At 47.4% G+C, this 24,814-nt stretch carries 20 protein-coding genes and 1 pseudogene; 19 read left to right on the plus strand and 2 right to left on the minus strand.

From position 1 onward, the window contains the following. Window positions 1-70 precede the first annotated feature (70 nt). From PWYN_RS17900 to PWYN_RS17930, 7 genes are all read left to right on the plus strand, one after another. Window positions 71-1,747 carry a DNA repair helicase XPB gene (locus tag PWYN_RS17900; protein ID WP_036654830.1) on the plus strand — a complete coding sequence of 559 codons (1,677 nt, stop codon included), beginning with the start codon at window positions 71-73 and terminating at the stop codon, window positions 1,745-1,747. After that, entirely contained in the window at window positions 1,744-3,675 is a 1,932-nt protein-coding gene (locus PWYN_RS17905; protein ID WP_036654832.1) for a helicase-associated domain-containing protein, read from the plus strand. Before PWYN_RS17900 ends, PWYN_RS17905 begins: the two co-directional genes overlap by 4 nt. Before the next feature lie 16 nt (window positions 3,676-3,691). After that, window positions 3,692-4,132 (plus strand): YlbF/YmcA family competence regulator, encoded by a 441-nt coding sequence (locus PWYN_RS17910; RefSeq protein ID WP_036654835.1) that lies wholly within the window; start codon window positions 3,692-3,694, stop codon window positions 4,130-4,132. Between the two features lie 40 nt (window positions 4,133-4,172). Continuing rightward, window positions 4,173-4,436, plus strand: a complete 264-nt coding sequence (locus PWYN_RS17915; protein WP_036654838.1) for a YlbG family protein — start codon at window positions 4,173-4,175, stop codon at window positions 4,434-4,436. 181 nt (window positions 4,437-4,617) lie between these two features. Then, window positions 4,618-5,058, plus strand: coding sequence for a hypothetical protein (locus PWYN_RS17920; protein WP_338049203.1), 441 nt, complete (start codon window positions 4,618-4,620; stop codon window positions 5,056-5,058). A gap of 92 nt (window positions 5,059-5,150) precedes the next feature. Next, window positions 5,151-6,050: a selenium metabolism-associated LysR family transcriptional regulator gene (locus PWYN_RS17925; RefSeq protein WP_036654841.1), complete on the plus strand. Its 900-nt coding sequence runs from the start codon at window positions 5,151-5,153 to the stop codon at window positions 6,048-6,050. A 61-nt stretch (window positions 6,051-6,111) separates the two neighbouring features. Then, complete coding sequence (locus tag PWYN_RS17930) at window positions 6,112-6,957, plus strand: PHP domain-containing protein (RefSeq protein ID WP_036658836.1); 846 nt, start codon at window positions 6,112-6,114, stop codon at window positions 6,955-6,957. 64 nt (window positions 6,958-7,021) lie between these two features. On the opposite strand, the gene PWYN_RS17935 is transcribed toward PWYN_RS17930, so the two are convergent. Beyond that, window positions 7,022-8,863, minus strand: coding sequence for an Rqc2 family fibronectin-binding protein (locus tag PWYN_RS17935; protein WP_036654843.1), 1,842 nt, complete (start codon window positions 8,861-8,863; stop codon window positions 7,022-7,024). Between the two features lie 195 nt (window positions 8,864-9,058). On the opposite strand from PWYN_RS17935, the gene PWYN_RS17940 reads away from it, so the two are divergent. The 5 genes and pseudogenes from PWYN_RS17940 to PWYN_RS17960 all read left to right on the plus strand — a co-directional run bounded on the left by PWYN_RS17940 (window position 9,059) and on the right by PWYN_RS17960 (window position 16,347). After that, the gene (locus tag PWYN_RS17940) at window positions 9,059-11,875 is read left to right on the plus strand and encodes a calcium-translocating P-type ATPase, SERCA-type (protein WP_036658838.1); all 2,817 of its coding nucleotides are present in this window, start codon (window positions 9,059-9,061) and stop codon (window positions 11,873-11,875) included. 69 nt (window positions 11,876-11,944) lie between these two features. Next, window positions 11,945-12,778: a diaminopimelate epimerase gene (gene dapF / locus PWYN_RS17945; RefSeq protein ID WP_036654845.1), complete on the plus strand. Its 834-nt coding sequence runs from the start codon at window positions 11,945-11,947 to the stop codon at window positions 12,776-12,778. 133 nt (window positions 12,779-12,911) lie between these two features. Continuing rightward, a pseudogene (locus PWYN_RS17950) lies at window positions 12,912-14,033 on the plus strand (spore germination protein); the annotation flags it as partial. Then, on the plus strand, window positions 14,026-15,231 hold the full coding sequence (locus PWYN_RS17955) for a Ger(x)C family spore germination protein (RefSeq protein WP_036654847.1): 1,206 nt from the start codon (window positions 14,026-14,028) through the stop codon (window positions 15,229-15,231). The pseudogene PWYN_RS17950 and the gene PWYN_RS17955, both read left to right, overlap by 8 nt. Window positions 15,232-15,246: 15 nt before the next feature. Continuing rightward, on the plus strand, window positions 15,247-16,347 hold the full coding sequence (locus PWYN_RS17960; protein WP_036654850.1) for a GerAB/ArcD/ProY family transporter: 1,101 nt from the start codon (window positions 15,247-15,249) through the stop codon (window positions 16,345-16,347). Here PWYN_RS17960 and PWYN_RS17965 read toward each other — a convergent pair. Next, on the minus strand, window positions 16,320-16,577 hold the full coding sequence (locus PWYN_RS17965) for a hypothetical protein (RefSeq protein WP_036654853.1): 258 nt from the start codon (window positions 16,575-16,577) through the stop codon (window positions 16,320-16,322). The two genes, PWYN_RS17960 and PWYN_RS17965, sit on opposite strands and share 28 nt — an antisense overlap. Window positions 16,578-16,750: 173 nt before the next feature. Here PWYN_RS17965 and PWYN_RS17970 point away from each other — a divergent pair, with 173 nt between their 5' ends. The 7 genes from PWYN_RS17970 (at window position 16,751) to priA (ending at window position 24,789) form a co-directional block, all read left to right on the plus strand. Beyond that, window positions 16,751-18,622 carry a bifunctional homocysteine S-methyltransferase/methylenetetrahydrofolate reductase gene (locus tag PWYN_RS17970; protein WP_036654857.1) on the plus strand — a complete coding sequence of 624 codons (1,872 nt, stop codon included), beginning with the start codon at window positions 16,751-16,753 and terminating at the stop codon, window positions 18,620-18,622. Window positions 18,623-18,660: 38 nt separating this feature from the next. Then, window positions 18,661-19,557 (plus strand): YicC/YloC family endoribonuclease, encoded by an 897-nt coding sequence (locus PWYN_RS17975; RefSeq protein WP_036654860.1) that lies wholly within the window; start codon window positions 18,661-18,663, stop codon window positions 19,555-19,557. A gap of 49 nt (window positions 19,558-19,606) precedes the next feature. Next, window positions 19,607-19,867 carry an extracellular matrix/biofilm regulator RemA gene (gene remA / locus PWYN_RS17980; RefSeq protein WP_006209218.1) on the plus strand — a complete coding sequence of 87 codons (261 nt, stop codon included), beginning with the start codon at window positions 19,607-19,609 and terminating at the stop codon, window positions 19,865-19,867. A 19-nt stretch (window positions 19,868-19,886) separates the two neighbouring features. Next, complete coding sequence (gene gmk, locus PWYN_RS17985; protein WP_036654864.1) at window positions 19,887-20,456, plus strand: guanylate kinase; 570 nt, start codon at window positions 19,887-19,889, stop codon at window positions 20,454-20,456. 40 nt (window positions 20,457-20,496) lie between these two features. Next, entirely contained in the window at window positions 20,497-20,715 is a 219-nt protein-coding gene (gene rpoZ / locus PWYN_RS17990) for a DNA-directed RNA polymerase subunit omega (RefSeq protein WP_036654866.1), read from the plus strand. A 295-nt stretch (window positions 20,716-21,010) separates the two neighbouring features. Continuing rightward, entirely contained in the window at window positions 21,011-22,231 is a 1,221-nt protein-coding gene (gene coaBC, locus PWYN_RS17995; protein ID WP_036658840.1) for a bifunctional phosphopantothenoylcysteine decarboxylase/phosphopantothenate--cysteine ligase CoaBC, read from the plus strand. Further along, entirely contained in the window at window positions 22,231-24,789 is a 2,559-nt protein-coding gene (priA, locus tag PWYN_RS18000; RefSeq protein WP_036654868.1) for a primosomal protein N', read from the plus strand. Before coaBC ends, priA begins: the two co-directional genes overlap by 1 nt. Window positions 24,790-24,814: the final 25 nt, after the last annotated feature.

Raw genomic sequence — 24,814 nt, forward strand, 5'->3', positions numbered from 1 at the left:
TGGAAAGCTCATGTCCGTAACCGGAATGGGCTTTTTCAGCTATTCGGGTGACCGAAAGGAGGATGGTTGTGTGGAAGGAAGAGGAGCATGCGTTGTTCGAAGGGATCGATTCATACTTTTAGAATGTCTACATACGGAGTTCGAGGCTGCAAGAGTAAAACTTTCTGCGTTTGCTGAGCTTATAAAAAGTCCGCCTTCCTATCATACCTACCGTATCAGTCACTTATCTCTCTGGAACGCGGCTTCACTAGGATTAACTGAGGATGAGATTGTGAATGATCTTAGGACCTTATCACGCTATGAGGTACCCGCAGGACTTGAGGAAGAGATTCGTCTGATTATGTCCAGATACGGTTGCTTGACCCTTCATTCGAATGCTGAAGATTCGGGCCAAATGATCCTACGAAGCGATGAAGGGGGCTTGTTGGATGAACTGGTTCAGCAAATCACACTACAAGCCCTTGGGCTCCGGAGAGTCGGTTCACGTGAAATGACCTGTTCCACATTAAGACGCGGTCAATTGAAGCAAGAGCTGACAGCACTGGGTTATCCTATATTGGATTATGCAGGCTATCATGAAGGTCAATCCTTGAGTGTTTCATGGAAAAAAAGCAGCTTTGAATTAAGAGAGTATCAGAAGGACGCTGTGGAGCATTTTCAGGGGATAGCTGGCAGTGGAGGCAGTGGTGTAATTGTACTTCCGTGTGGAGCAGGCAAAACGGTGGTGGGGATGGCGGTTCTGAAAGCCCTGCAGTGTGAAACGCTTATTCTTACCTCCAACACAACCTCTGTGAGGCAATGGATAAATGAACTTGAACAACGAACAAACCTTTCAGGAGACGAAATTGGTGAATATACAGGTGACAAGAGGCAGGTTCGGCCCGTAACTGTGGCTACTTATCAAATTTTGACGCATCGACATACTAAGGGCGGAGAGTTCCACCATATGAGTCTCTTTGATGAACGTAATTGGGGCCTCATTATTTATGATGAGGTTCATTTGCTGCCGGCTCCCGTATTTCGTGCAACGGCGGATATTCAAGCCACACGGCGTCTAGGACTTACCGCTACGCTTGTACGGGAAGACGGACGGGAGGGAGATGTATTTTCTCTAATAGGACCCAAACGTTATGATCTGCCTTGGAGGGTACTGGAAAAGGAAGGGTGGATTGCCGAGGTGGAGTGTGTGGAGATGATTGTGCCGATGAAAAACCTCCTTAAGCATGAATATATGTATGCATCCCCCAGAGAAAAATTTCGGCTAGCTGCCACTAATCCGGTTAAAGTGGAAGTTGTGGAGAAGCTGCTCAACAGGCATGAAAAAGCCTCTATATTGATTATCGGTCAATATATTCAGCAGCTCGTTCACATGGCGGAAGAGTTAGGAGCCCCTCTAATTACAGGCAAAACACCGCAAGCGGAGAGAATGGAGTTGTATACTGCATTTAACGAAGGGAAGCTGCCTGTGCTGGTGGTATCAAAAGTAGCCAATTTTGCCGTGAATCTACCGGATGCCAGTGTTGCGATAGAGATATCGGGTGCTTTCGGCTCACGTCAGGAGGAAGCTCAACGTCTTGGCCGCATTTTAAGGCCGAAGTCAGGTGAAAATAAAGCTTACTTCTATACTCTGGTGTCAGAGGCAAGCAGAGAGCAGGATTTTTCGCTGCGTCGTCGGATGTTTCTGACAGAACAAGGGTACCAATATGAGGTGAAATACGCTGAATTGAATGGAGTGGATAGTCATTGATTCAATTAACAGCCCATGCGCAGGCTCTGCTGAAGAAATTACATGCAGCTTATGCAGGTCAGCCCTTTGAAGAAGGGAAAGAGGAACAATTCAGGCCCTTAGATCTGTGTCGTGCTGAGCAAAGACTTGCCTTGTCGGAGCTTCGTCAAGCAGGATTCCTTGCTGCTTTACTAAAAATGTGGGGGGAGAAGCTGTATTATATCCCTGAAGAACATCTCTCCACAATTCAAAGCCTTTTCTTTCCCTATGCCCCTTATTTTGAAGACAGCAGTGAGGTTCATATATATATGGAAGAGGGTATAGGACTGGCAAATGAGCTGTTCCAAGCCTTGTTGTTCGTGGAGCGGGAGGGGTTGCCTATTACAGGTAAGGGAAGCATTCATAAGAAAAATATAGCTAGGCTCACCTCTAAACTTACCCTTCAAGATAAGCATTTGCGAGGCCTTTCCCTAAGGTATCCATCCTCGGATATCTACACGCTGCCTGCGGCGGTAATGCTTGATTTGATGCTATGTCTGGGACTGATCAAGCGGGAAGAAAGCGCATATATCCTTTGTGTTGAAGTTTTGGAGAGCTGGCTTAATCTCTCGGAGTCCGTGATGTCGGATCTACTTTTTAATGTGGCAATGAAACGCTACGGGAGCTCTGATCCAGCCGCTCAGCATTTTCGGTATTTAATAGCACGCCCTGAATTTGTGGTGAGGGAGTGGTTCTCCCTGACCCATTTACTGGATTGGATGGAGTCCAGCGGTCTGGTAATGCCCATACAACGTGCGGGTCTAGAGGCATCAAGCTTGGCTTGGCTGGAGTGCTTGGCCGGTTGTGGCTGGTGTCAGGTTGGAACTGACCGAGAGGGTGGCTTGTGCTTCCGATGGATAAGAATGAAGCCTCAATTAAGGGGTTTCACACCCAGAGCCCACCCGGTTTCAGCTTCTCCAGCTAGTTTCATCGTGCAAACAGACTTTGAGGTGCTTGTGCCCCCAGATGTTCCCTATTACGTACGCTGGTGCCTGGCCTGCTGTGCGGAGTTGCTATCTATGGATTCCATGTGGAGCTATAGATTATCTCGTGAGCAACTGGAGCTGGCTTACGATAGGAGGATGCCTCCAGACAAGGTCATTTCCTGGCTAGATGAGCATACCGTGGGCGGTCTCCCGCAAGAGGTTAGACTCGTCCTAGAGCAATGGGGAAAGGACATCGGTCGGACATCCTTTGCCGACGTTTTACTGTTATCCTGCAGAGAGGAAGAGGATGCAGATGCGATTGCTGCACATCCAAGGCTGCAGGGCCTGCTGTGCAGATTGGGACTGGCACATTTCAGCATACTGAGGGAACACGAGCAGTACGTGCGTAAGGAGCTTATAGCGGCAGGATTAGCCCCTCCTAATGGCGTGCAGGGCAGAGAAGCAGGGATTTTAACAGCAAGCCCCGAATGGTATTTGAAGAAGCCAGAACATCCAAGCGGTTATTCACTTCCTTCAGCAGATACTCAGCAAGGTCTGATGGCTATAAACAGTCCACTGCTCTATTTACAACCGGCGCCGCTTGAACCAGATGTACCGCCCTTGATGGAAGAAGAAAGCATACCCTCTATGTGGTTTAAGGAGCTTCACCGCTATCACACGACCACAGCTCAGAAAATAATGGAACAAGCATTGAACTCGGGGATTAAGGTGCGTCTTTCCATTGAGGAAGAAATTCAGGAGTTCATACCCACCCGAATTAAGGGAAACCCTTGGCGAATAGCGGGTTATATCATGTCCAGCAAAGAAGGAGAGATCCTAGAGGAACGGGAGCTTCCTGCGGGCAGTTGGAATGAGATGCAGCTGATTATTCCACGTTCGATAACAATTCCCCCTTCTGTTACAGCAACTGGATATGTTATGATAAACGAGACTACCCACAAGGTAGATCAACATTACACATAGAATTGAGTTGAAGTTCATGAGCGTAGCGGAAATGAACACGGTCGATATGGCTGAAGTGCTGACATACGCCTATGAATTGGGCGACATGATTAATCAATCCGCCGAAGTGTCGGATTACCTATACTGGAAGGGGCGGGTTGACGCTAGCCCTGAAATCCAGGCGATGATTAAGCGGCTTCAGAGTAAGAAGGAGCTGTTCGAAGAGACTCAGAGATTCGGACATTTTCATCCGAATTATCATTCGGCCAAAGATGAGGTTTCAGCGGTTGAAGCTGAGCTGGAGCAATTCGAAGAGGTTATAAACTTCAAGACGGCTGAGAAAACACTGGATGACATTCTTTTTTCAATGTCAGAAACGATAGCCTTCTCTGTGTCGAACAGTATAAAGGTTCCTAGTAATAATCCATTGCCTAAAGGCGGCGGTTGCGGTAGCGGCGGCAGTTGCTCCTGCGGGTAAGGCAGCCCGGATAAAGAGAGACAGGAAGGCGGAAGAGCTTATGTTTGCAGAACGCACAGGTTATATTATTTGGGTAAGTGATATTAAAGCAGCGCGTAACCTTGAGAAATACGGAACCCTGCATTATGTTTCAAGGAAGATGCACTACGCGGTTATGTACGTGAATGCAGATCGGGCTGAAGAAGTTATGAAGAATGTCCGCAGACTTTCGTATGTAAGAAAGATTGAAAGATCTTACCGTAATGAATTGAAGACGGAATATTCCAGCAATGGACCGGACAAGTCTCGTTACTACGGACTGTAGACCGGAACAGCATGATGAACAGGCGTGAATTTGACGCCTGTTTTTTTGTGGGAAATACTAGACATCTTATGTTTAATTATAAGGAGCTGGTACATCCTTCTGATAGAGGCAAAGGCTTGTACAACCTTCTACAATGCGGTAAGATGACAACAATAAGTGCATGATACGGTGGAGTGTGATAATGATGCGCGATAAGGGAACAGAATTGTGGGGTAAATATGAGCCCTTCCACATCCCGCTCAATGACTACCGGGTTGCTAATATTGTGATTACAAATCATGCGAAAAGTCGATATTTGGACCGGATTAGTGATGAGGGGAGTAATGAAGGCGACATTGCACCATGGATATGGCAATCCCTAAGACAGAAACGGATACAGCCTTATTCACAACATGACCAGAATGCTTACTTGATTGATGATGACACGGTGGTTATAGCAGAGTTCACAGAGCTTGCAGGTGAGCGGAATCATTTCGGTTACCAGCTCTATTGTATGACTATTGTCTCTTTTCTTGGCAAAATTTCTCGCACCCCTCAACTGCGGGATTTAAGGGCATATTATTCTTTGCTGCGCCAAACGCGCCGGGTGAAGATGATCAAAAAAAGACGTAAACGCAAGTAGTAAAATAACAACTGCCAAGAAGGCATGTGGCCAATAGCTGCATGTTCTTTTTTGCAGAATAAGCTTTTTATTACAGGGGAGTGGCGAATAATATGAATTTTCATCAGCTACATATTTTTTATACCGTGTCGGAACGAGGCAGTTTTTCTTCTGCAGCTCAGGCACTACATATGACACAACCGGCTGTAACCATGCAAGTGCAGGCTCTCGAGGATTATTTCGGGACTAAGCTTTTCAATCGCTCCACCAAAAAGATCGTTCTCTCAGAGGCAGGAAGAGCATTGATGCCCTATGCACTGCGCAGTATTGAATTGTTCAAAGAAACCGATATAGCCATGTCCGCATTCACCCACATGCTTGAGGGGCGATTACAGCTCGGGGCAAGCCTGACTATAGGTGAATATGTACTTCCACGGCTCTTGGGCCCATTCGGAAAAACATATCCGCATATATCCATTATGATGAAAGTGATGAACACCACTCAGATTATGGATGAAATTACGAGACACCAGTTGAATTTCGGCTTAATTGAGGCTCCGGTTACCCATCCTGATATGGTTATCGAACCTGTAATGGGAGATGAATTGAAGCTGATTGTGCCTGCTGATCACCCGCTTGCGGAGCGGAATGAGGTAACTCTTGAGGAAGCCTTGAAGTATAAGTTCGTGCTGAGGGAGCAGGGGTCGGGTACGCGCCGGGTCATGGAGGAAGAAATACTGGCCAAAGGACTAAATCCGAGCGATATGCAAATTGTTATGGAATTAGGCAGTACAGGAGCCGTTAAATCTGCGGTGGAGGCAGGCCTGGGCATTACCATGATTTCTACTTCATCGGTGAAGCATGAGGTGACGTTGGGGCTTTTGAAAATCTTGAATATCTCCGACGCCTCCTTCAAAAGGCAGTTTTATGCCATACATCTGAAGTCTACACTTCTGCCGATTTCGGCGGTCACTTTTCTGACTTTTTTACGGCAACATGCATTAGAGGGGTGATGGTGAATGACAATTCTACTTCGTAGAGACTGGAATGGAGTGAGTTGAAATGGAGAACGAAATGAAATTAATGGTCAATCGCGCCGACCTGCACACACATACGCAAGCCTCGGACGGGATGCAACCTCCAGCGGAAAATGTTAGGCTTGCCCGGGTGAAGGGCTTGGCAGCAGTAGCGATTACGGATCATGATACTGTAGCGGGTATATCGGAAGCCTTAGAAGCAGGAATACAGTACGGAATAACGGTGGTGCCGGGTGTAGAAATTAGTACACGAGCCGGTGGGAAAGACATTCATGTGCTTGGGTATTATGTCGATTCAGGGAATGACTTATTTTTATCCCGTTTAGCTGAACTGAGAAATACACGGGCACAGCGGAACGAAGCCATCCTCCTCAAGCTGCAAAATCTAGGTATTTCTATTACCATGGAGTCCGTTGTGGCAGGAATGGGACGTGAGTTGAAGCCGGATGAAAGTATCGGCCGCCCCCACATTGCTGATGAGTTGGTTCGATTAGGGGCTGCCGTGGATATGAGGGATGCTTTTAATCGATATTTGGCAGAGGGGGCAGCGGCCTACGTGTCCCCTCCGAGGATTACTCCCGTAGAAGCTTGTCAATGGATTATTGAAGCAGGAGGGGCGCCTGTATTGGCTCATCCCGGTCTGTACGGGGATGATGGATTGGTTCGTTCAATCGTGGAGCAAGGGGCTTTCAAAGGCATTGAAGTCTACCATTCGGATCATGGCCCTGCTGAGGAAGAACATTATCTGGCTTTGGCTGAGGAATTCGAAATGGTCGTTACAGGCGGTTCGGATTTCCATGGTGCACGGCAAGGTGTAATATTTCATGGGGACATAGGCAGTGTATCGGTCTCTGTTGAGGTTCTGAAGCTGTTGAGGAACTAACTGAAAAACCTCCATGCCCGACGTATTAGCGTCTGTGGCATGGAGGTTTTTTTGTATTTAACTGTTAACTTTTCAAACTGCTTGGAAGACTCTTAATCCGATCTTCATCGGGTGTGACAAACAATGTTTTCTGATGATCATAAATGACAAAACCGGGCTTGGAGCCGCTCGGTTTGCGTACATGGCGGATAAGGGTGCAGTCTACCGGAACACTGCTGGATTGCTTAGCCTGACTGAAGTATGCAGCAAGTTGAGCCGCTTCTTCTAGGGTCGCATCTCCAAACGTCTCACTGCGAATGACAACATGTGAACCCGGTATATCCTTGGTATGCAGCCAGGTATCATTCGATGAAGCTAGTTTGTTGGTGACATATTCATTTTGGAGATTGTTTTTGCCGACATAGATGTCTATCCCCTCAGAAGAAGTGAATACCTGCAAAGTAGGCCTTGTCGCTTTTTTCTTCTTTTTACCCTTTTTGTTACGGTCGCGTAGATACCCCTGACCTACCAGTTCGTCACGAATCTCTTCAATGTCATTCAAAGACGCGTGAGCAAGCTGCTGGAGGAGACTTTCCATGTAGGCTATTTCCTCGTGGGTCTTAATGAGCTGCTCATCAATTACGAGCAGACTGTTCTTGTACTTGTTGTATTTTTTAAAATAGCGTTGTGCATTATCCGAAGGGTTAAGCAGCGGATCCAACGGAATCACAATGTCTGACTGGTCTTCATCATAGTAATTTACCAGTGTGGCAGTTTTGTCTCCTTTGGACACGGTATGAAGCGAACCGAACAATAATTCACCCCAGATCCGGTAGCGATCAGCCTCCTGGGCTTCATCCAGATCCTCTTGAAGATTGGCAAGCTTCTTGACGTTCTTGCTGCGTTCGTTGCCAAGGAAGCGAATCAGATCACTTACCCGCTGTTTAACGGTATCCCGCTCCGCTTTGTCCCCGTAGTAATCTTCCATGCAATGGCTGATGGAGCTGTAACCCTTCACGTCATCTTCCAAAAGCGTTAATGGAATCGCAGAGAAGATCAGCTTGCCTTTGGCATTTGCACCCGCAACAGGAGAGAATTGATTCTCCCGCACTTGCTCCATAATGGAGCTGAAGGCTTCCCATAACTGCACCTGATTTTCTTTGCTGAATCCAAGAGTAGCAATAAGGGCTCCAGAGCTTTTATATCGCTGTACGATCTCCCCGGCAATAAGCGGACTGACTCCGCTAAAAGCATGCACAATCCAACCCTGTGGATCTTCCGAAGGTGCAGGTCCCCCGGAACCGTCAGCCTTGAGTTCTTCCTCCAACTCCCCTACTGCCTCTGTATGTACCTCTTGGACATCTTGTTCGGCCTTTGAGATTAAGCTGAGAAATTCTTCTTGGCCGATTTCCAATGGGTTCAGTTTATGCTGTTGAGGAGGCTCTGTGTAAGCGAAGCCGGGCATTACGATTCGGTAACTGCTAATTGAAGGGGTAACATGGTGAATGCCGTCTATAATTGTTCCCGTGTTAAGTTCAGTAAGGATGATGTTGCTATGTCGTCCCATCAACTCGATAATGATTTTTTTGGCAGAGACATCACCAAGCTCATCCCGAGTTCTAACGATCATGTGAATAATACGTTCCATTCCCACTTGGGTAATACTTTCGATAGTTCCGCCCTCACAGTGCTTGCGCATCAGCATGCAGAACATAGGCGCTTCAGAGGGGTTAATGGAGCTTCTTTCTGTGAAATGTATACGCGGGTAGGTAGGATTTGCAGAGAGAAGCAGCTTGCTGTTTCCCGATCCCCGCAGATTAAATATGAGATCGTGAGTGCTTGGTTGATATATTTTTCCTATTCGTGCCCCTACGCATGATTGAAGCTCATGCACGATGGAACGGGTAACAATACCGTCTAATGCCATAATAAACTTCTCCTGTCGCGATAAAATAAATTTCGTTCCACTACCTATGATGCCACACTTTACTCGGTTCGCGCAAAAGGGGACTTGGGATGAGGGTGATATTTCGGGACGACCCTGAATACATTGGACTTAAACAGGTGGAAAAGCTGTATGCCGCCGGAAGGCAAGAATCGACCGGGAGGGGATAGAAAGGTCATGGAACAAAACAGTTGGCACCGGCTCGGTGCGGAGGAGCTTCAAAGGATGTTTAGCGTTAATCCGCAAACGGGCCTAAGTGAAGAGGATGCCGTGGAAAGGCGCAAGACGGATGGGTTAAATGAACTCTCAGAGGGGAAGACCGTTTCCCCGTTTACCCTGCTGTTGAACCAGTTTAAGGATTTTATGGTATTGGTGCTGATGGGTGCGACTCTAGTATCCGGACTGCTGGGTGAATATCTGGATGCAGTCACGATTATTGTAATTATTGTGCTGAATGCGGTCCTTGGATTTGTTCAGGAATTTCGTGCCGAGCGCTCACTTCGGTCCTTGAAGCAATTATCTGCTCCTTCAGCCAAGGTATTCCGTCAAGGCAAAAGCCAAACCATTCCCGCTAAAATGCTACTGCCCGGAGATATAGTGATGCTGGAGAGCGGAGATCGAATTCCGGCAGACGTCCGTTGGCTGGAGTGCAGTGCACTATATGCGGAGGAATCCGCATTAACCGGGGAGTCTCTACCCGTAGCCAAGCATTCGGAGCCTATACAGGCGGAGGAGGTTCCACTGGGAGACCAGAGGAATATCGGATTTATGGGGACGATGGTAACAAGAGGTACAGGGAAAGCTATTGTCATTCGAACCGGAATGGATACAGAGATGGGGAAAATCGCTGATCTAATCCAAAATACCGATTCCCAGGAAACGCCTCTTCAGAATCGCCTAGAGCAACTGGGTAAAATCCTAATCTATGTATCGTTGGGCTTGACCATTGTTGTAGTCGTGGCAGGCATTATGCATGGTCAGCCTGCCGCAGCGATGTTCCTGGCCGGCGTCAGTCTCGCAGTAGCAGCAATCCCAGAAGGACTGCCCGCAATTGTTACAATTGCGCTCGCACTGGGTGTCCAGCGTATGATCAAACGCAAAGCCATAGTCCGTAAATTGCCTTCTGTGGAGACTCTTGGTTGTGCTTCGGTGATCTGCTCGGATAAGACAGGTACATTGACACAGAATAAAATGACGGTAACCCGCCTCTGGGCAGGGGGACGAAATCTGGATGTAACGGGTGAGGGGTACGCACCTGTGGGGCAGATTCTGGACAAGGGCAGACCGATAGATCTTAAAAATGATCAGAGTCTGCGCAGATTGCTGCAGGTTGCGGCATTATGCAGCAATGCGGAAATTCAGGAGACAGTTTCCACCGATAACAGTAAGCGAAAAGGGAAAGGGAAATCTGCTGAGGGAGATAAAATCCAGAATGAAACCTCGGTTTGGGAGCTGAAGGGTGACCCTACTGAAGGAGCGCTCGTAGCACTCTCTGGAAAAATGGGTTTGACCGCTCAAACTCTTGCGGTCTCATTCACCCGGGAAAAGGAATTCCCCTTTGATTCAGAGCGCAAGCTTATGTCTGTTATTGTAAGCCAACCCGGCGGACGAATGATCTGCACCAAAGGAGCGCCTGATGTTCTTTTGGGTCGCTGCTCATATATGCTCTGGGATGGTGGAGTGGTTCCATGTACACCTACTTTGCGGCAGAAGGTGCTAGATGCCAATGAGGGAATGGCTTCTGGAGCGCTTCGCGTCCTAGGTATGGCTTATCGTGATATGCGCCCCAATGAAGTGGTATCCAATGAGAAGGAAGCGGAATGTCAGTTGATCTTCATCGGGCTTGCGGGAATGATTGATCCTCCGCGCCGTGAAGTACGCGAAGCGATAAGCATCACTCGCAAAGCCGGCATCAAAACAGTGATGATTACCGGTGACCACGGCACCACCGCTGAAGCCATCGCTCATCAGTTGGGAATACTCCAGCGTGGAGGTACCGTTCTGACAGGGAGTCAAATCTCACGGATGAGTGAGAATGATCTGGATAAAGTATCTGACAATGTGTATGTTTACGCACGCGTTTCCCCGGAGCATAAGCTCCGTATTGTAAAGTCTCTGCAACGCCATGGACATGTGGTGGCGATGACAGGAGACGGTGTTAATGATGCACCTGCAGTAAAAGCGGCGGATATCGGTATTTCCATGGGGATTACCGGGACAGATGTGACGAAAGAAGCGTCATCATTGATACTGGGTGACGACAACTTCTCCACCATTGTGGCTGCTATTGAAGAGGGAAGAAATATTTATGAGAATATCCGTAAATTTATCCGTTACTTGCTCGCCTCTAATGTAGGTGAAATATTAACGATGTTCTTCGCAATGATGCTGGGTCTGCCGCTGCCGCTCGTGCCGATTCAGATCCTATGGGTGAATCTGGTCACCGACGGACTGCCTGCAATGGCTCTTGGTGTGGATCAGCCCGAGAAGGATTTGATGGAGCACAAACCGCGCGGTGCCAAAGAAAATATTTTTGCCCGCCGATTGGGTTGGAAAATCGTCAGCCGTGGGATCTTGATCGGCTTATGTACCTTAATCGCCTTTTGGCTGACGCTGCGAATCGCACCGGATAGTCCATCTCAGCTCATCCGCGCTCAGTCGGTAGCCTTCGCAACACTGGTTATGGCTCAACTGATACATGTCTTCGATTGCCGCAGTTCTCGTTCTGTTTTTCATCGGAATCCGTTCCAGAATAAATACTTGGTTCTAGCAGTGTTGTCTTCTTTGATTCTGATGTTTGTGGTCATGTATCTTCCAGTTCTGCAGCCGGTTTTCAAAACAGTGCCGTTGAACTTCCGTGAATGGTGCCTCGTTCTGGTAACTGCAGGCATACCAACCTTCGTAATGGGAGCTGGCAGTGTATGGAGCGGTAAAAGAAAACGGAGCCGGGGCAGCAATCGTCCGATGATAAAAAGTACAAAATTTTCGGCATAAAATCAATAGCATTGCTCCACTCCTTGAGGTATGCTTGGTTCAGTTAATTTTAAGGGAGTGGACTTTTCAATGGAATTCACAAAAATGCACGGACTTGGCAATGACTTTATCGTCGTTTTTGGAGAGCAGGAACTGCCTTCGAATGCCTCTGAATTAGCCATAAAATTATGTAACCGATTCTTTGGCATCGGGGCTGATGGACTGGTATATATCCTGCCTTCGGAGCGCGGCGATTACATGATGCGAATTATGAACTCGGACGGTTCTGAAGCGGAGCAGTGCGGGAACGCCATTCGCTGTGTATCCAAATATGTATATGATCACGGTCTTGTAAGCTCCGAAGAAATTGTAATCGAAACGATCGGAGCCGGAGAACAAAAGGTCACCCTGAATGTTCAAGACGGAGTTGTAGTTACGGTTACTGTAGATATGGGTGAGCCTGTGTTGTCTGGCCCTCAAATTCCTGTAGCTATTGAAGCCGAGCCGGTTATGGATCGTTCTATTGAAGCCGATGGAACTGAATTTAAGTTCACTGCCGTTTCTATGGGGAATCCACATTGTGTTATTTATGTAGATGATGCTGTTTCTTTTGACCTTTCGACCTGGGGGCCGAAGCTTGAAGTTCATCCTTTGTTCCCGAGAAAAGTGAATGTGGAGTTTGCTACTGTTCTCGACCGTGGACGGGTTGATATGCGTGTCTGGGAACGCGGGGCGGGTCCAACTCTGGCTTGTGGAACTGGCGCATGTGCTACTCTGGTATCTTCTGTTCTCAATGGACTTACCGATCGTTCCGCATGGATCAGCCTGAAGGGCGGCGATCTGTATATTGAATGGAATGAAGAAGATAATCATGTGTACATGACGGGACCTGCCGAGGTTGTGTATACGGGTTCAGTTTCCTAACAAACAACCGGATTTTCCGATAACGAATCTTGTTTTCTTAACCGCCGTCATCTAACGGCGGTTTTTTTCTGTTCAATAGCGGCAATTCCCATTTTCCCTTAAGTCGCATAACAAAAGCTGGAGTCGTAAATAATCCGAGCCTTCCTCCCAGTTGGTGATTCGGGGACCGAAAGATGCCTTCGTAGAATCGGTGAATACGAATATTTCACTGATCCGCAGGCGGATCAAATCTCCAAAGCTGTGGTTTGAATTTATGAATATCGGCACAGTAACGAATACGAACGTCGCTATTCTGTATATTAAAGATAGGGCGGATGACAAGATCGTGAATGAAGTGAGAACGAGGCTGAAAAATATCGATATTGAAGCAGTTCTCGAATCCGCATATATTGAGCAGCTTATTCAGGATAAGGTGTTTACGCCGTTCCCTACTATCTATAATACGGAACGCCCGGATGTAGTGGCGGCCAATTTGCTGGAAGGCAGAATCGCACTGATCGTTGACGGTACGCCTTTTGCGCTTATTTTGCCTACGCTATTCGCTCAATTTTTTCAATCGACCGATGATTATGCCCAAAGGTTCGATATTGCCACATTAATGCGTTTGGTTCGTTATATCAGCTTTATCATTTTGCTTCTCGGACCTTCGATTTATATAGCGCTGACCACCTTTCATTATGAAATGATACCGACACCGATGCTGATCAGCTTGCTGGCCCAACGGGAGGACGTCCCGTTTCCGGCTGCAATTGAGGCGGTGCTGATGGAGATTGCTTTTGAAATCCTGAGGGAAGCCGGCACTCGTATGCCAAGAGCTGTAGGGCAGACTGTCTCAGTTGTCGGCGCCTTGATCCTGGGCCAGGCGGTTGTGGAAGCAGGCATCATTACGCCGGTTATGGTTATTGTGGTGGCACTTACAGGTATTGCCAGCTTCGCGATTCCCGCCTACAATCTGGCGATTGCGGGACGAATCATCCGTTTTGGCTTTATAATTGTTGCGTCCTTATTCGGTTTCTATGGCATTACACTTGGATTGATAGTATTGGTTGCCCATATGAACAGCCTGCGATCGTTCGGTGTTCCATATTTATCCCCGTTCAGTCCGTTTTCCTTGAGAGGACAGAAGGATACTTTAGTGAGAGTGCCCATGTGGATGATCAGTCTCCGTCCTCATAAAACAAAAAATGCGGATAATACTGCTAGTATTGATGACGGGTTGTCGTCTTCCGGAAAGGATGGGCGAACCGATGCTTAGAAAATTAACGTTGTTTCTGCTCTCGGGTGTCTTTCTTCTGATGTTGACAAGCTGCTGGGACAGCATTGAGCTGAACCGCAGGGCCATTGTTTCGGGTATGTCCATCGACAAAGACCTGTCAAAGGATCAAAAATACACAGTCTCATTCCAAGTGATCGTGGCGGATGAAATCTCGAGTAAAAACAGCAGGGGTAATTCCCCGGTCGTCTTGTACCATGGAAGCGGCAGGACGATATACGAAGCGATGGGCAACGCCTCCCGGAAAATCGCGCGGTATCTGTCCCTGGGACATATCCGGGTAATTATCATTTCAGAGGAGCTTGCCCGTGAAGGGATTTCGAATATCATGGATTTTCTGGAGCGGGACTCCGAGATGCGGTTGAACAGCCTACTCTTCATATCCAGAGGGAAGCCGGCTAAAGACATCCTGTCCGTCATGACCGTTTTCGGGAAAATTCCTTCCAACGATCTTGTGCAGAAACTGGAAACTTCATCCAAGAGATTCGGATTTAATTTCCAGATGGAGGTGGACGATGTAATCCGGGGCATTGTGGCCAAAGGAGGGGGCCCGATTATCAACGGTGTGGTTGTAAACGGTGATCAAGAAGCAGGGAAAAGCAAGAAAAATGTGGAGGCTATCGAACCAAAGGCGCTCATGCGGATTTCCGGTCTCGCTGTGTTCAAGAAAGACAAGTTGGTAGGATTTCTGGATGGTGCTGAGGGAATGGGCACGAGTCTTTTGCATAACAAGCTGCAGCAGTATGCAGCGTTCATCGAACTGGGAAAAGATAATATCGCAGCATTTAATATAGAAAAGGTGCATACCACGGTGAGGGCAGACGCCAAAGATCCGGAGCATCCGATCATGAACATAAGTATTGAACAACTGGCCGGACTTAAAGAATCTAGCGGCCCGCTTGATTTGACCAGGCCCGAGGTACTGAGAGATCTAGAGAAACGTTTGAATGAACAGACCAAGAAGGAAACTGTGGCTGCCGTCAAGACAGCCATGGAATTCAAGAGTGATTACATCGGGTTTGGAGAAGCAGTCGAACGGAATAATCCAAAAGGATGGAAAAAGGTGCAGGATCGTTGGGATATCGTATTTACCCGCTGCAAAGTAAACATCAAGGTGAATTCCGTTATCAGACATACCGATATGAGGACCCGTTCCTTCCAGTCGAAAACAGGGGATTAAGTAAGGAGGAAGTTCATGAAGGGCCCAAAAATAGGATTGTTGCAGTTTTTTTCACTTACGTTCCTGTTTGAACTGGGAACGGCGCTTGTTGCTAATGTCGGTATAGAGTCCGGCAGAGACGCCTGGATTTCCATACTGGTCGGTTGTATGGCGGGGCTTGTCATATTCTCGGGTTATGCTTATCTATACAAGCTGTATCCAGACATGCCAATGTCCGGTTATGCCCGGGAGATTCTCGGTAAACATTTGGGTGCAGCAGTGGCCATTCTTTATGTGGTAATGTTCATGAATACGGCGGGCCGCGATTTGCGCGACGGCAGTTCTTTGCTTGTAATGGCAACACTGCACCACACACCGATTCTGGTCGTAGGCGCATTGATGATCTTGTCCTGCGCTTATGTTCTACATAAAGGAATAGAGGTGTTGGCAAGAACATCTCTAATCTTTCTGGTCTTTGTGCTGTCAATCGGCGCGATCTTTTCGGTGCTGGTCCTTTTGTCCGGGGAAATGGAATGGAAGCGTTTGTTTCCCGTGCTGGGGGACGGATTTCTGCCAGTAGCGATTTCGGTGGTCCGGGAAAATTATATGTTCCCGTTCGGTGAAATCATCTGTTTCACTATGCTGATGCCATATCTCAGCAACGATAGAAAGGGAGTATGGGTCATCCCCGCCGCCATGCTTCTGGCTGGACTGCTGATCAGCTATATCTCAATCGTCAATATCACGGTTCTAGGTAGCGAAATGGTAGATCGTTCACCGTTTCCGCTATTATCCACCATAAGCAAAGCGACCGTGTCCGAATTTATCCAGCGATTGGATATTTTGGTAGTCATGCTGCTGATTATCGGGGTTTTTTTCAAAATTACGGTTTTCTACGGAGCGGCATTAGTCGGTATCTCGGATCTGTTTGGTCTTCCTTACCGAACCATGATCTATCCCTCAGCGTTAATTATTTTATTTTCTTCTATACTAAACGCTCGTAGTTTAACGGAACATCTGGACGAGGGAGGGCAACTCCTTTCCAACGTCCTTCCCTTCTTCACCATTGTCATCCCGACTGCCTTGATAATTGTCACTACCTTCAGGCGTTATCGTTCGGCATCCCGTCCCGGTTGATGTCCGGTGATCCAGTGAAGAAGATCCGGACCTAACAGGATAATAAACAGGATGACTCCGAGCAGCTTTTCAGAAATAGTGAAAAATAAATAGGAAGTTAGGTTGCTTATGTTGTTCATGCCATACCCGAATATCACGTCACCTACGTACAGATACAGAAGTCCAAGCACCGAAAGAAGCGCGGTTACGGCGTATTTTTTGAGCAGCTGTTTTCTGATCAGCTTTTTCATAGTTGTTCACTCCTCCGTTGTTCGTTATATTCGTACTGATTATATTATGAAGCAATGGAACGGTCCGCATGCACGCCTAGACGAACGTTGGGTCTTCTTTTGTCGAGAAAGCTTATCAATCATCCCGATTTATGTTACATTAGTATGAAACTATGGGTAGGGGAGGGGCTCTAATGAAGCCCGATTTGCGGTCTGCATGGGGAAAAACTGTATTGGTCGGGGACGGAGCGATGGGTACCTATTTGTATCAGAAGGGTTTTCCAGTTGGAATCTCTTACGAAGAATTGAACCTGACCTCACCCGGGGTCATTGAAGATGTACATCGCAGCTACATAGAGGCGGGTGCCGTCTTGCTGGAGAGCAATACGTTCTCAGCTAACTATGACAAGCTGTCTAAATACGGTTTGGAATCCAAGGTAGAAGAAATAAACCGTGCAGGGGTCAGAATTGCCCGCCGTGCAGCTGGTGCTAACGGATATGTCGTTGGTGCGGTGGGTTCCATTCGGGCGGGGAAGCGGGCTAATCTCTCGGCAGCAGAACTCAAGAAGTATTTCGGACAACAAATTGTTGCCCTGCTGGAAGAGGATGTTGACGGCATTATGCTGGAAACCTTCTACGATGTGGAAGAACTTCATTTAGCACTTCGCGTGGTTCGCAATCACAGTAAACTTCCGGTTATCTGCCAATTAGCCGTAGATGAAACAGCGCGTACACTAGATGGTTTGAGTCTGCCTGAGGCTTTTCGGATACTGGAGGATGACGGAGCGGATATTATAGGTTTCAACTGCCGCACAGGTCCGAACGGGATTAAGAGAGCACTTAAGCATTTGCAGGGCAGCCTTGTACTTCCTGTATCTGTGTACCCGAATGCAGGGGTTGCTGATTATGTGGATGGTGAATACAAATACGGAGCTTCACCGGAGTACTTTGGTGAGATGGCGTTAACGTTTGCCGATATGGGAAGCCGGATTATTGGGGGCTGCTGTGGAACAACGCCGCAGCATATTGCCGAGATTGCTAATGCACTGCAAGGTTATATCCCTCAGCCTCTTCCTGCACCAACTTCCCGTGTTGTAGAAAGAGTACAGATACAGGAACATTTTGGCGATGATACCGGAAAAAGCGGCGGAGAGCCGACCCTGGTTGATCTTGCTAAAGAGCGGCATACAGTAATTGTAGAGCTGGATCCCCCACGTGATCTGGATATAGCTAAGTTTATGAAAGGCGCAGAGGCATTGCGTAGAGCAGGAGCGGACGCCTTAACATTAGCCGATAATTCCTTGGCTGTTACCCGGATGAGCAATATGGCGTTGGGACATCTGGTGCAGGCACGGACAGGGCTTCGACCGCTTGTGCATATTGCCTGCCGTGACCGTAATCTTATAGGGACACAATCCCATTTGATGGGGTTTGATGCCCTCGGAATCGACCATGTCTTGGCTGTAACGGGTGATCCTGCCCGGTTTGGAGATTTACCTGGATCCAGTTCGGTGTATGATTTAACCTCTTTTGAGATCATACGTATGATCAAGCAATTGAACGATGGTATCGCATTCTCCGGCAAGCCGCTTAAGCAAAAGGCAAACTTCGTGATTGGAGCAGCCTTTAACCCGAATGTGAAGCATTTGGACAAGGCAGTTCAGCGTTTGGAGAAAAAGATTGCATCGGGTGCCGACTATATTATGACTCAGCCCGTATATGATTGTGAACTGATTGCCAATATCGCCAAAGCCACTGCACATCTTGATATTCCTGTCTTTATCGGCGTAATGCCGTTGGCTAGCGGACGAAATGCGGAATACCTTCATAATGAAGTTCCTGGTATCCAGCTCTCTGATGAAGTGAGGTTGCGGATGAAAGGTCTTGAAGGTGAGGAAGGCCGTGCAGAGGGAGTAACTATTGCCAAAGAGCTGCTCGATGCAGCTACAGAGCACTTCAATGGGATCTATCTGATGACACCGTTTATGTTCTATGACATGAGTGTACAGCTGTTAGAGTATGTGTGGGAGAAGTCCGGACGTAAATTGTCCCCCTTGTTTCGCTAGTAATAATCAATTACAATAGTGTAATGGATGTGATGCCGATGTCATTTAGCATGACCGGATACGGTCAATCGTCCCTGTTATTCGGCGGCTACAAGATTACGTTCGAAGTCAAATCGGTGAATCACCGATACTCCGAAATTGTGCTGCGGATGCCCCGGGAATGGACTTGTTTTGAGGATGTGTTGCGAAGAACGGTTCAACAGCATATCAAACGGGGGCGGGTTGATGTCACAATCAACAGAGAACAAGATGAAGAAGATACAGCTTCTGGTCCGGTTCTGAACATCCCAACCGTAAGGTCCTATTTGAAGGCTGCTGATGAACTGAAGAGAGAGTTTGGTTTGACAGGTGAACTTAGCCTCCGCGATATGTTGGCTTTACACGGAGTAATGGAGAACGGTGAAGGAACTGTCCTAGAGCCCGTTGTATCGGATTCCTGGCAGGCAACCTTGGTAGAGGGCTTGGAACAAAGCGTGCATTCCTTGCTTCAGATGCGGGCTAGGGAAGGAAGTTACCTAACTGCCGATTTGGAGCTGAGACTGGCGAAACTGGAGCAGCTTCATTATGATATGCTGGAACTAGCCCCATCAGTGGTCAGTGAATATCGTGATAAGCTTCGACAACGCCTTAATGAGCTTAATGATGGAACCTTTCCTTTTGATGAGCATAAATTCGGGATGGAAATTGCCATTTTTGCCGACCGCTGCAATATTGATGAAGAGTTGACACGACTGTTCAGTCATATTGAACAATGCAGAACACTCCTGAGAGGGAATGAGCCAGTGGGACGCAAAATGGATTTTCTAATTCAAGAGATGAACAGAGAGACGAATACCATAGGTTCTAAAAGCAACCACTTGACTCTGGTCAACCGTGCTCTTGAAATGAAAGCGGAGCTGGAGAAAATCCGAGAACAAGCCGCGAATTTAGAGTAGGGTCTTTTAGTAAAGACAAGCTGTAACTTTTGGGGGGAACAACCGGAACATGGCAATCAAACTTATTAACATCGGCTTTGGAAATATTGTATCGGCTAATCGTATCATTTCCATCGTCAGCCCGGAATCTGCACCGATTAAGCGGATTATCCAGGAAGCTAGAGACCGGCATATGCTGATTGACGCTACATACGGTCGTCGGACGCGTGCCGTCATTATTACAGACAGTGATCATGTCATTTTGTCAGCTGTTCAGCCGGAGACTGTAGCACACCGCTTGTCCAGTAAAGACGACGATAACGACGAATAACAACTAATTGGAGTGTATTATGTCAAAAGGATTATTAATCGTATTATCCGGCCCTTCTGGAGTCGGTAAAGGAACCGTTTGCACTGCTTTACGGCCAAAAATGCCAAGATTGGTCTATTCGGTGTCTGCTACTACACGTAGTCCACGAGTAGGCGAAGAGGATGGCGTTAATTATTTTTTCAAAACCAAGGAACAGTTCGCCGATATGATTGAGGCAGACCAGTTGCTTGAATATGCGGAATACGTAGGTAATTTTTACGGTACTCCTCGAGATTTTGTAGAGCGGACCCTCGCTAGCGGGAAAGATATTATTCTCGAAATCGAGGTACAGGGTGCACTTAAGGTTAAGGAGAAATTTCCTGAGGGCATATTTGTTTTCCTTCTTCCTCCATCTATGGATGAGCTTAAAGATCGGATTCGCGGTCGTGGAACAGAACACCCGGATATTATAGATCACCGTATGTCAGTAGCCGAAGATGAGATTAATCTGATGAGGCATTACGACTACGCAGTGGTCAATGATGAAATTGATCTGGCCTGCAAGAGGATAGAAAGTATCATTATGGCCGAACATTGTAAGATCAGGTAATTCGTTAACCGAGTTATACTAAACTATGAAGAGGTGTCCCATGTTATATCCATCGATAGATGAAATGATGACTAAAGTCGACAGTAAGTATTCGCTGGTAGTAGCAGCATCTCGCCGGGCAAGAGCATTACGTGAAGGCGGCAAGACAGATATCAAATCACCAAAATCTCACAAACAGGTCGGCATTGCACTTGAGGAAATATATGAAGATCGCCTTATTGTTACTCGCGGAGAAGAAGAAGAAGAAAGACGGAAATAGTCGCCTCTTAACTAGAATCCCTAAATGATTCTAAAGTTTGTAATTCTGTAATATGAGCAATTTATAGAACTCACTATAAGTTGCTTATATTTTTTGCGGAAACGCTCACTGTCTTTTCTTCACGACGGAGATGCCGTTTCTTATTAAGGTTATAGTTATTTATGGAGTACAAGTGACTTATGATAGCCCGGATTGGGCTGTACCTGACAACCGGAAGGTTGTTATTTTTTTCTTATCCTATAAGAAATATGTCCGAAAAACCCGATTGTTGGAGACAGGAATGGGAGGGAATATCATGTTAAAGGGTAAAACAATAATCCTCGGCATTACCGGTGGCATTGCGGCCTATAAAGCGGCTTCTTTGTGCAGTAAGCTTGTGCAAAAGGGTGCTGAGGTTCATGTGATTATGACAGCATCAGCGAAGGAATTCATTACAGAGCTGACCCTGCAGTCCTTATCCAAGCAGCGCGTATATAGTGATACGTTTCAAGAACGTGATCCGTCCTCTATTTCTCATATCGACCTTGCCGATTCTGCTGATCTCGTACTTGTTGCTCCGGCAACTGCAAATATCATTGCTAAAATGGCTCATGGTCTTGCTGATGACATGTTATCGACTACTCTGTTGGCAACAACGGCCCCTGTAATGGTGGCTCCTGCAATGAACGTACATATGTACCAGCATCCGGCAGTTATACACAATATGAATATACTCGCAGACCGCGGCGTGCATTTTATAGAACCTGGCGAAGGATTACTGGCTTGCGGTTATGTTGGGAAAGGACGACTGGAGGAACCAGAAGCTATAGTTGGTTGTATTGAGACTTTTTTTAGACAGCAGGAAAGTGTGAAGTCAGGTCCTTTATCTGGGAAAAAGGTAGTTGTTACGGCTGGAGGAACGATTGAAAGAATTGACCCGGTTCGTTACATTTCGAATGATTCATCTGGTAAAATGGGTTTCGCCATCGCCAGTGCAGCGCGTGCAATGGGAGCTGATGTCACTCTAGTGGCTGCCCGTACGGATGGTAAGCCCCCGCAAGATATTAAGGTGGTTCAGGTTCAATCTGCCGAGGATATGCTTGAAGCGGTTTATTCACTTTGGGAGGATTGTGACATTCTAATTAAGGCGGCGGCAGTGTCAGATTATCGCCCTAAACAGAGCATGCCATCCAAAATCAAAAAAGGCGGAGATTCTATAACGCTTGAACTCATAAAGACTACTGATATATTGGAAACGCTCGGTAAGCATAAAAGGAATCAATTCCTAATTGGTTTCGCCGCCGAGACCGGCAATTTAGAGAGCTATGCCAAAGATAAGCTGGCTCGTAAAAATTGTGATCTAATCGTTGCGAATGATGTCAGTGTCGCCGGAGCAGGCTTTGGAGTGGATACGAATATCGTATCGATCTTTGATCGAGACGGCTTGGTAGTCAGTCTCCCGCAGCTTTCCAAAGATGAGGTTGCCCAGCATCTACTGACGTTGGCGGCAGAACGTATTTCCGGAGTAAGTTTATAATGGATATTGCCAAGGTCATTGTCGATGTTCCTGTCCGAAGCACTGACCGGCCTTTTGATTATTCGATTCCCCAGCCATTGCGCGTTTGGATTGAAGTGGGCAGCCGGGTTGCAGTTCCTTTCGGTCATCGTACAGTTCAGGGATTTGTTATCGCCCTTGAGTCAGGGGATGTTAGAGAAATTCCGGGGTTAAAGCCCATACAGGAAGTCTTGGATTTAATACCACCTCTATCTCCAGAACTTATCGATCTGGCAGAATGGATGAGTCAAAGATACGCTTGCCGCCGGATATCTGCGCTGCAAGCCATGCTTCCGACGGCTTTAAAGGGTAAAGCCGAGCGGTTTATTTCGCTTGGGGATCCTGTAAACGATCAGGCTGCTGATCATAGTGCGGATTCAATATTTTTGGACGAGGAACTGTTCCCGATGTTTCCAGATACGGGTCGTGAAGAGCGTGATATTACGGACTTTATTTCACGCAGTGGCGGCGAGGTATCGATGAAGCAGTTAACCCGAACTTTCCCTGAGGCAGCGGAATCCGTGAAGTTTATGCTGCGCCGGGGCGTGCTTGTCGAGAGTCAGACGATTAAGGACAAAATGGGCAAAAAGAAACTAAAAGCGGTTAACTTAGCCGTGGGTGCAGATTCAGCCCGGGAAGCACTGAGCAGCTTTCCGGCTAGATCTGCCCGTCAGAAAGAAGTCCTCTCTTTTCTAATAGAAATGGAAGCTATGCTTCCCCTGCCTCTAAAAGAAGTTCTAGCTATGCTGCAAGTAACCGCAGGCACCGTGAAAAGCTTGGAGGAGAAAGGCTACATTGAAATCAGTGAGATTGAAGTGTATCGGGACCCCTACCGAGGCCGGGATTTTAAACCCACAGAACCTCTCTTGCTAACTGAAGAACAAGAAGTAGTATATACACGAATAGCTAGGACTGTTGATGAGCTGCGGCACGAAGTGTTTTTATTGCATGGGGTGACGGGGAGCGGTAAGACGGAAATCTATTTGCAGAGTATCCAACGGTGTATGGATCAAGGTAGGCAAGCTGTTGTTCTTGTACCGGAAATCTCGCTTACTCCGCAAATGGTGGAACGGTTCAAAGGCCGGTTCGGCAGCGGGGTGGCTGTTATGCATAGCCGTTTGTCTGTCGGTGAAAGGTATGACGAATGGCGGAAGATCCGTGAAGGCAAGGCTACCGTGGCTGTCGGTGCACGTTCCGCTATATTTGCTCCTTTCACCAATCTGGGATTGATCATCGTGGATGAGGAACATGAAGGCTCCTACAAACAAGAAGAAAACCCTAAGTATCATGCCCGCGATGTAGCTGTCCGCAGGGCAGAGCAGGGTGATGCAGTGGTTATTTTAGGATCAGCGACACCTTCTTTAGAGAGTTATTATGCCGCTAGAACGCAGAGTGACATCCATTTCTCCCCGGTATTGCTGGAGATGCCAAGCCGGGCATTAGGCAATGAATTGCCGAAGGTCCAAGTTGTGGATATGCGTGAGGAGTTAAAGGAAGGCAATCGATCTATGTTTAGCCGTTTACTCCACAGCTCGTTGGCGGCAAGGTTAACGCGGGGGGAGCAAACCGTACTTTTGCTGAACCGGCGGGGATTCTCGACCTTTGTGATGTGCCGCAGTTGCGGTTATGTGGCCGGCTGTCCGGAATGTGATATTTCTTTGACGTACCACAGCCGCAGCGACAATTTGCGATGCCATTACTGTGGACATGCAGAACCGTCACCTAAGGAATGCCCGGAGTGTGCTAGTGAGCATATTCGTTTTTTTGGGACAGGAACACAACGGGTGGAAGAGGAGCTTGGCAAGCTTTTTCCAGGCATTCGCGTAATTCGTATGGATGTGGATACTACCACAGAAAAGGGCTCCCATGAAAAGCTGTTAGGCCAATTTAGAGATAAGAAGGCTGATGTTCTTCTGGGTACTCAAATGGTGGCAAAGGGATTGGATTTCCCCGACGTAACACTGGTGGGGGTTATTACCGCTGATTCTGCGCTTAATTTACCGGATTTTCGGGCCGCGGAAAAAACCTTTCAACTGCTGACTCAAGTCGCGGGGAGAGCGGGACGCCATCAGCTCCCGGGTGAGGTGGTTGTTCAATCATACACCCCCGAGCATTACTCGATTATCCATGCTAGCGGTCATGATTACACTTCGTTTATGCTTGAAGAATTGAATCATCGCAGAGGTTTGCATTACCCGCCATATTGCAGGTTGATTCTGGTTACATTGTCACATGAGCAGCTGCCCGTTCTACTTCGACTTTCGGAGAATTATGCTCTGAATTTACAGGGTAAAGCCAGACAGCGAAGATGGTACGGCAGTTTGGATAAGCAATCTTCAGATGCCCTAGAGCTCTTGGGTCCGGTGGCATCTCCAATGCCGAGACTGAAGGGCAGATACCGGTTTCAATGTATTATTAAGTGGCGAGGTTCAATTAATGCCATCGGTCTTGCCCGAGAAATAGCAGAAGAATTGGAAGACTCAGCGCGTGATACGGGTCTTCAAATCAGCATCGATGTGGATCCTCAGATGTTAATGTGAAATTATTTCAAAAAAGACGGAATTC

The sequence above is a fragment of the Paenibacillus wynnii genome (assembly GCF_000757885.1).
Lineage (GTDB): Bacteria > Bacillota > Bacilli > Paenibacillales > Paenibacillaceae > Paenibacillus_AQ > Paenibacillus_AQ wynnii.

Coding starts and splice junctions, on each gene's coding strand:
- coaBC (WP_036658840.1), top strand. CDS start 21,011: ATGTTAAAGGGTAAAACAATAATCCTCGGCATTACCGGTGGCATTGCG.
- remA (WP_006209218.1), top strand. CDS start 19,607: ATGGCAATCAAACTTATTAACATCGGCTTTGGAAATATTGTATCGGCT.
- dapF (WP_036654845.1), top strand. CDS start 11,945: ATGGAATTCACAAAAATGCACGGACTTGGCAATGACTTTATCGTCGTT.
- PWYN_RS17925 (WP_036654841.1), top strand. CDS start 5,151: ATGAATTTTCATCAGCTACATATTTTTTATACCGTGTCGGAACGAGGC.
- PWYN_RS17920 (WP_338049203.1), top strand. CDS start 4,618: ATGATGCGCGATAAGGGAACAGAATTGTGGGGTAAATATGAGCCCTTC.
- PWYN_RS17940 (WP_036658838.1), top strand. CDS start 9,059: ATGGAACAAAACAGTTGGCACCGGCTCGGTGCGGAGGAGCTTCAAAGG.
- PWYN_RS17910 (WP_036654835.1), top strand. CDS start 3,692: ATGAGCGTAGCGGAAATGAACACGGTCGATATGGCTGAAGTGCTGACA.
- PWYN_RS17965 (WP_036654853.1), bottom strand. CDS start 16,577: ATGAAAAAGCTGATCAGAAAACAGCTGCTCAAAAAATACGCCGTAACC.
- PWYN_RS17915 (WP_036654838.1), top strand. CDS start 4,173: ATGTTTGCAGAACGCACAGGTTATATTATTTGGGTAAGTGATATTAAA.
- PWYN_RS17960 (WP_036654850.1), top strand. CDS start 15,247: ATGAAGGGCCCAAAAATAGGATTGTTGCAGTTTTTTTCACTTACGTTC.
- PWYN_RS17975 (WP_036654860.1), top strand. CDS start 18,661: ATGTCATTTAGCATGACCGGATACGGTCAATCGTCCCTGTTATTCGGC.
- rpoZ (WP_036654866.1), top strand. CDS start 20,497: ATGTTATATCCATCGATAGATGAAATGATGACTAAAGTCGACAGTAAG.
- PWYN_RS17970 (WP_036654857.1), top strand. CDS start 16,751: ATGAAGCCCGATTTGCGGTCTGCATGGGGAAAAACTGTATTGGTCGGG.
- PWYN_RS17955 (WP_036654847.1), top strand. CDS start 14,026: ATGCTTAGAAAATTAACGTTGTTTCTGCTCTCGGGTGTCTTTCTTCTG.
- PWYN_RS17935 (WP_036654843.1), bottom strand. CDS start 8,863: ATGGCATTAGACGGTATTGTTACCCGTTCCATCGTGCATGAGCTTCAA.
- PWYN_RS17930 (WP_036658836.1), top strand. CDS start 6,112: ATGAAATTAATGGTCAATCGCGCCGACCTGCACACACATACGCAAGCC.
- priA (WP_036654868.1), top strand. CDS start 22,231: ATGGATATTGCCAAGGTCATTGTCGATGTTCCTGTCCGAAGCACTGAC.
- gmk (WP_036654864.1), top strand. CDS start 19,887: ATGTCAAAAGGATTATTAATCGTATTATCCGGCCCTTCTGGAGTCGGT.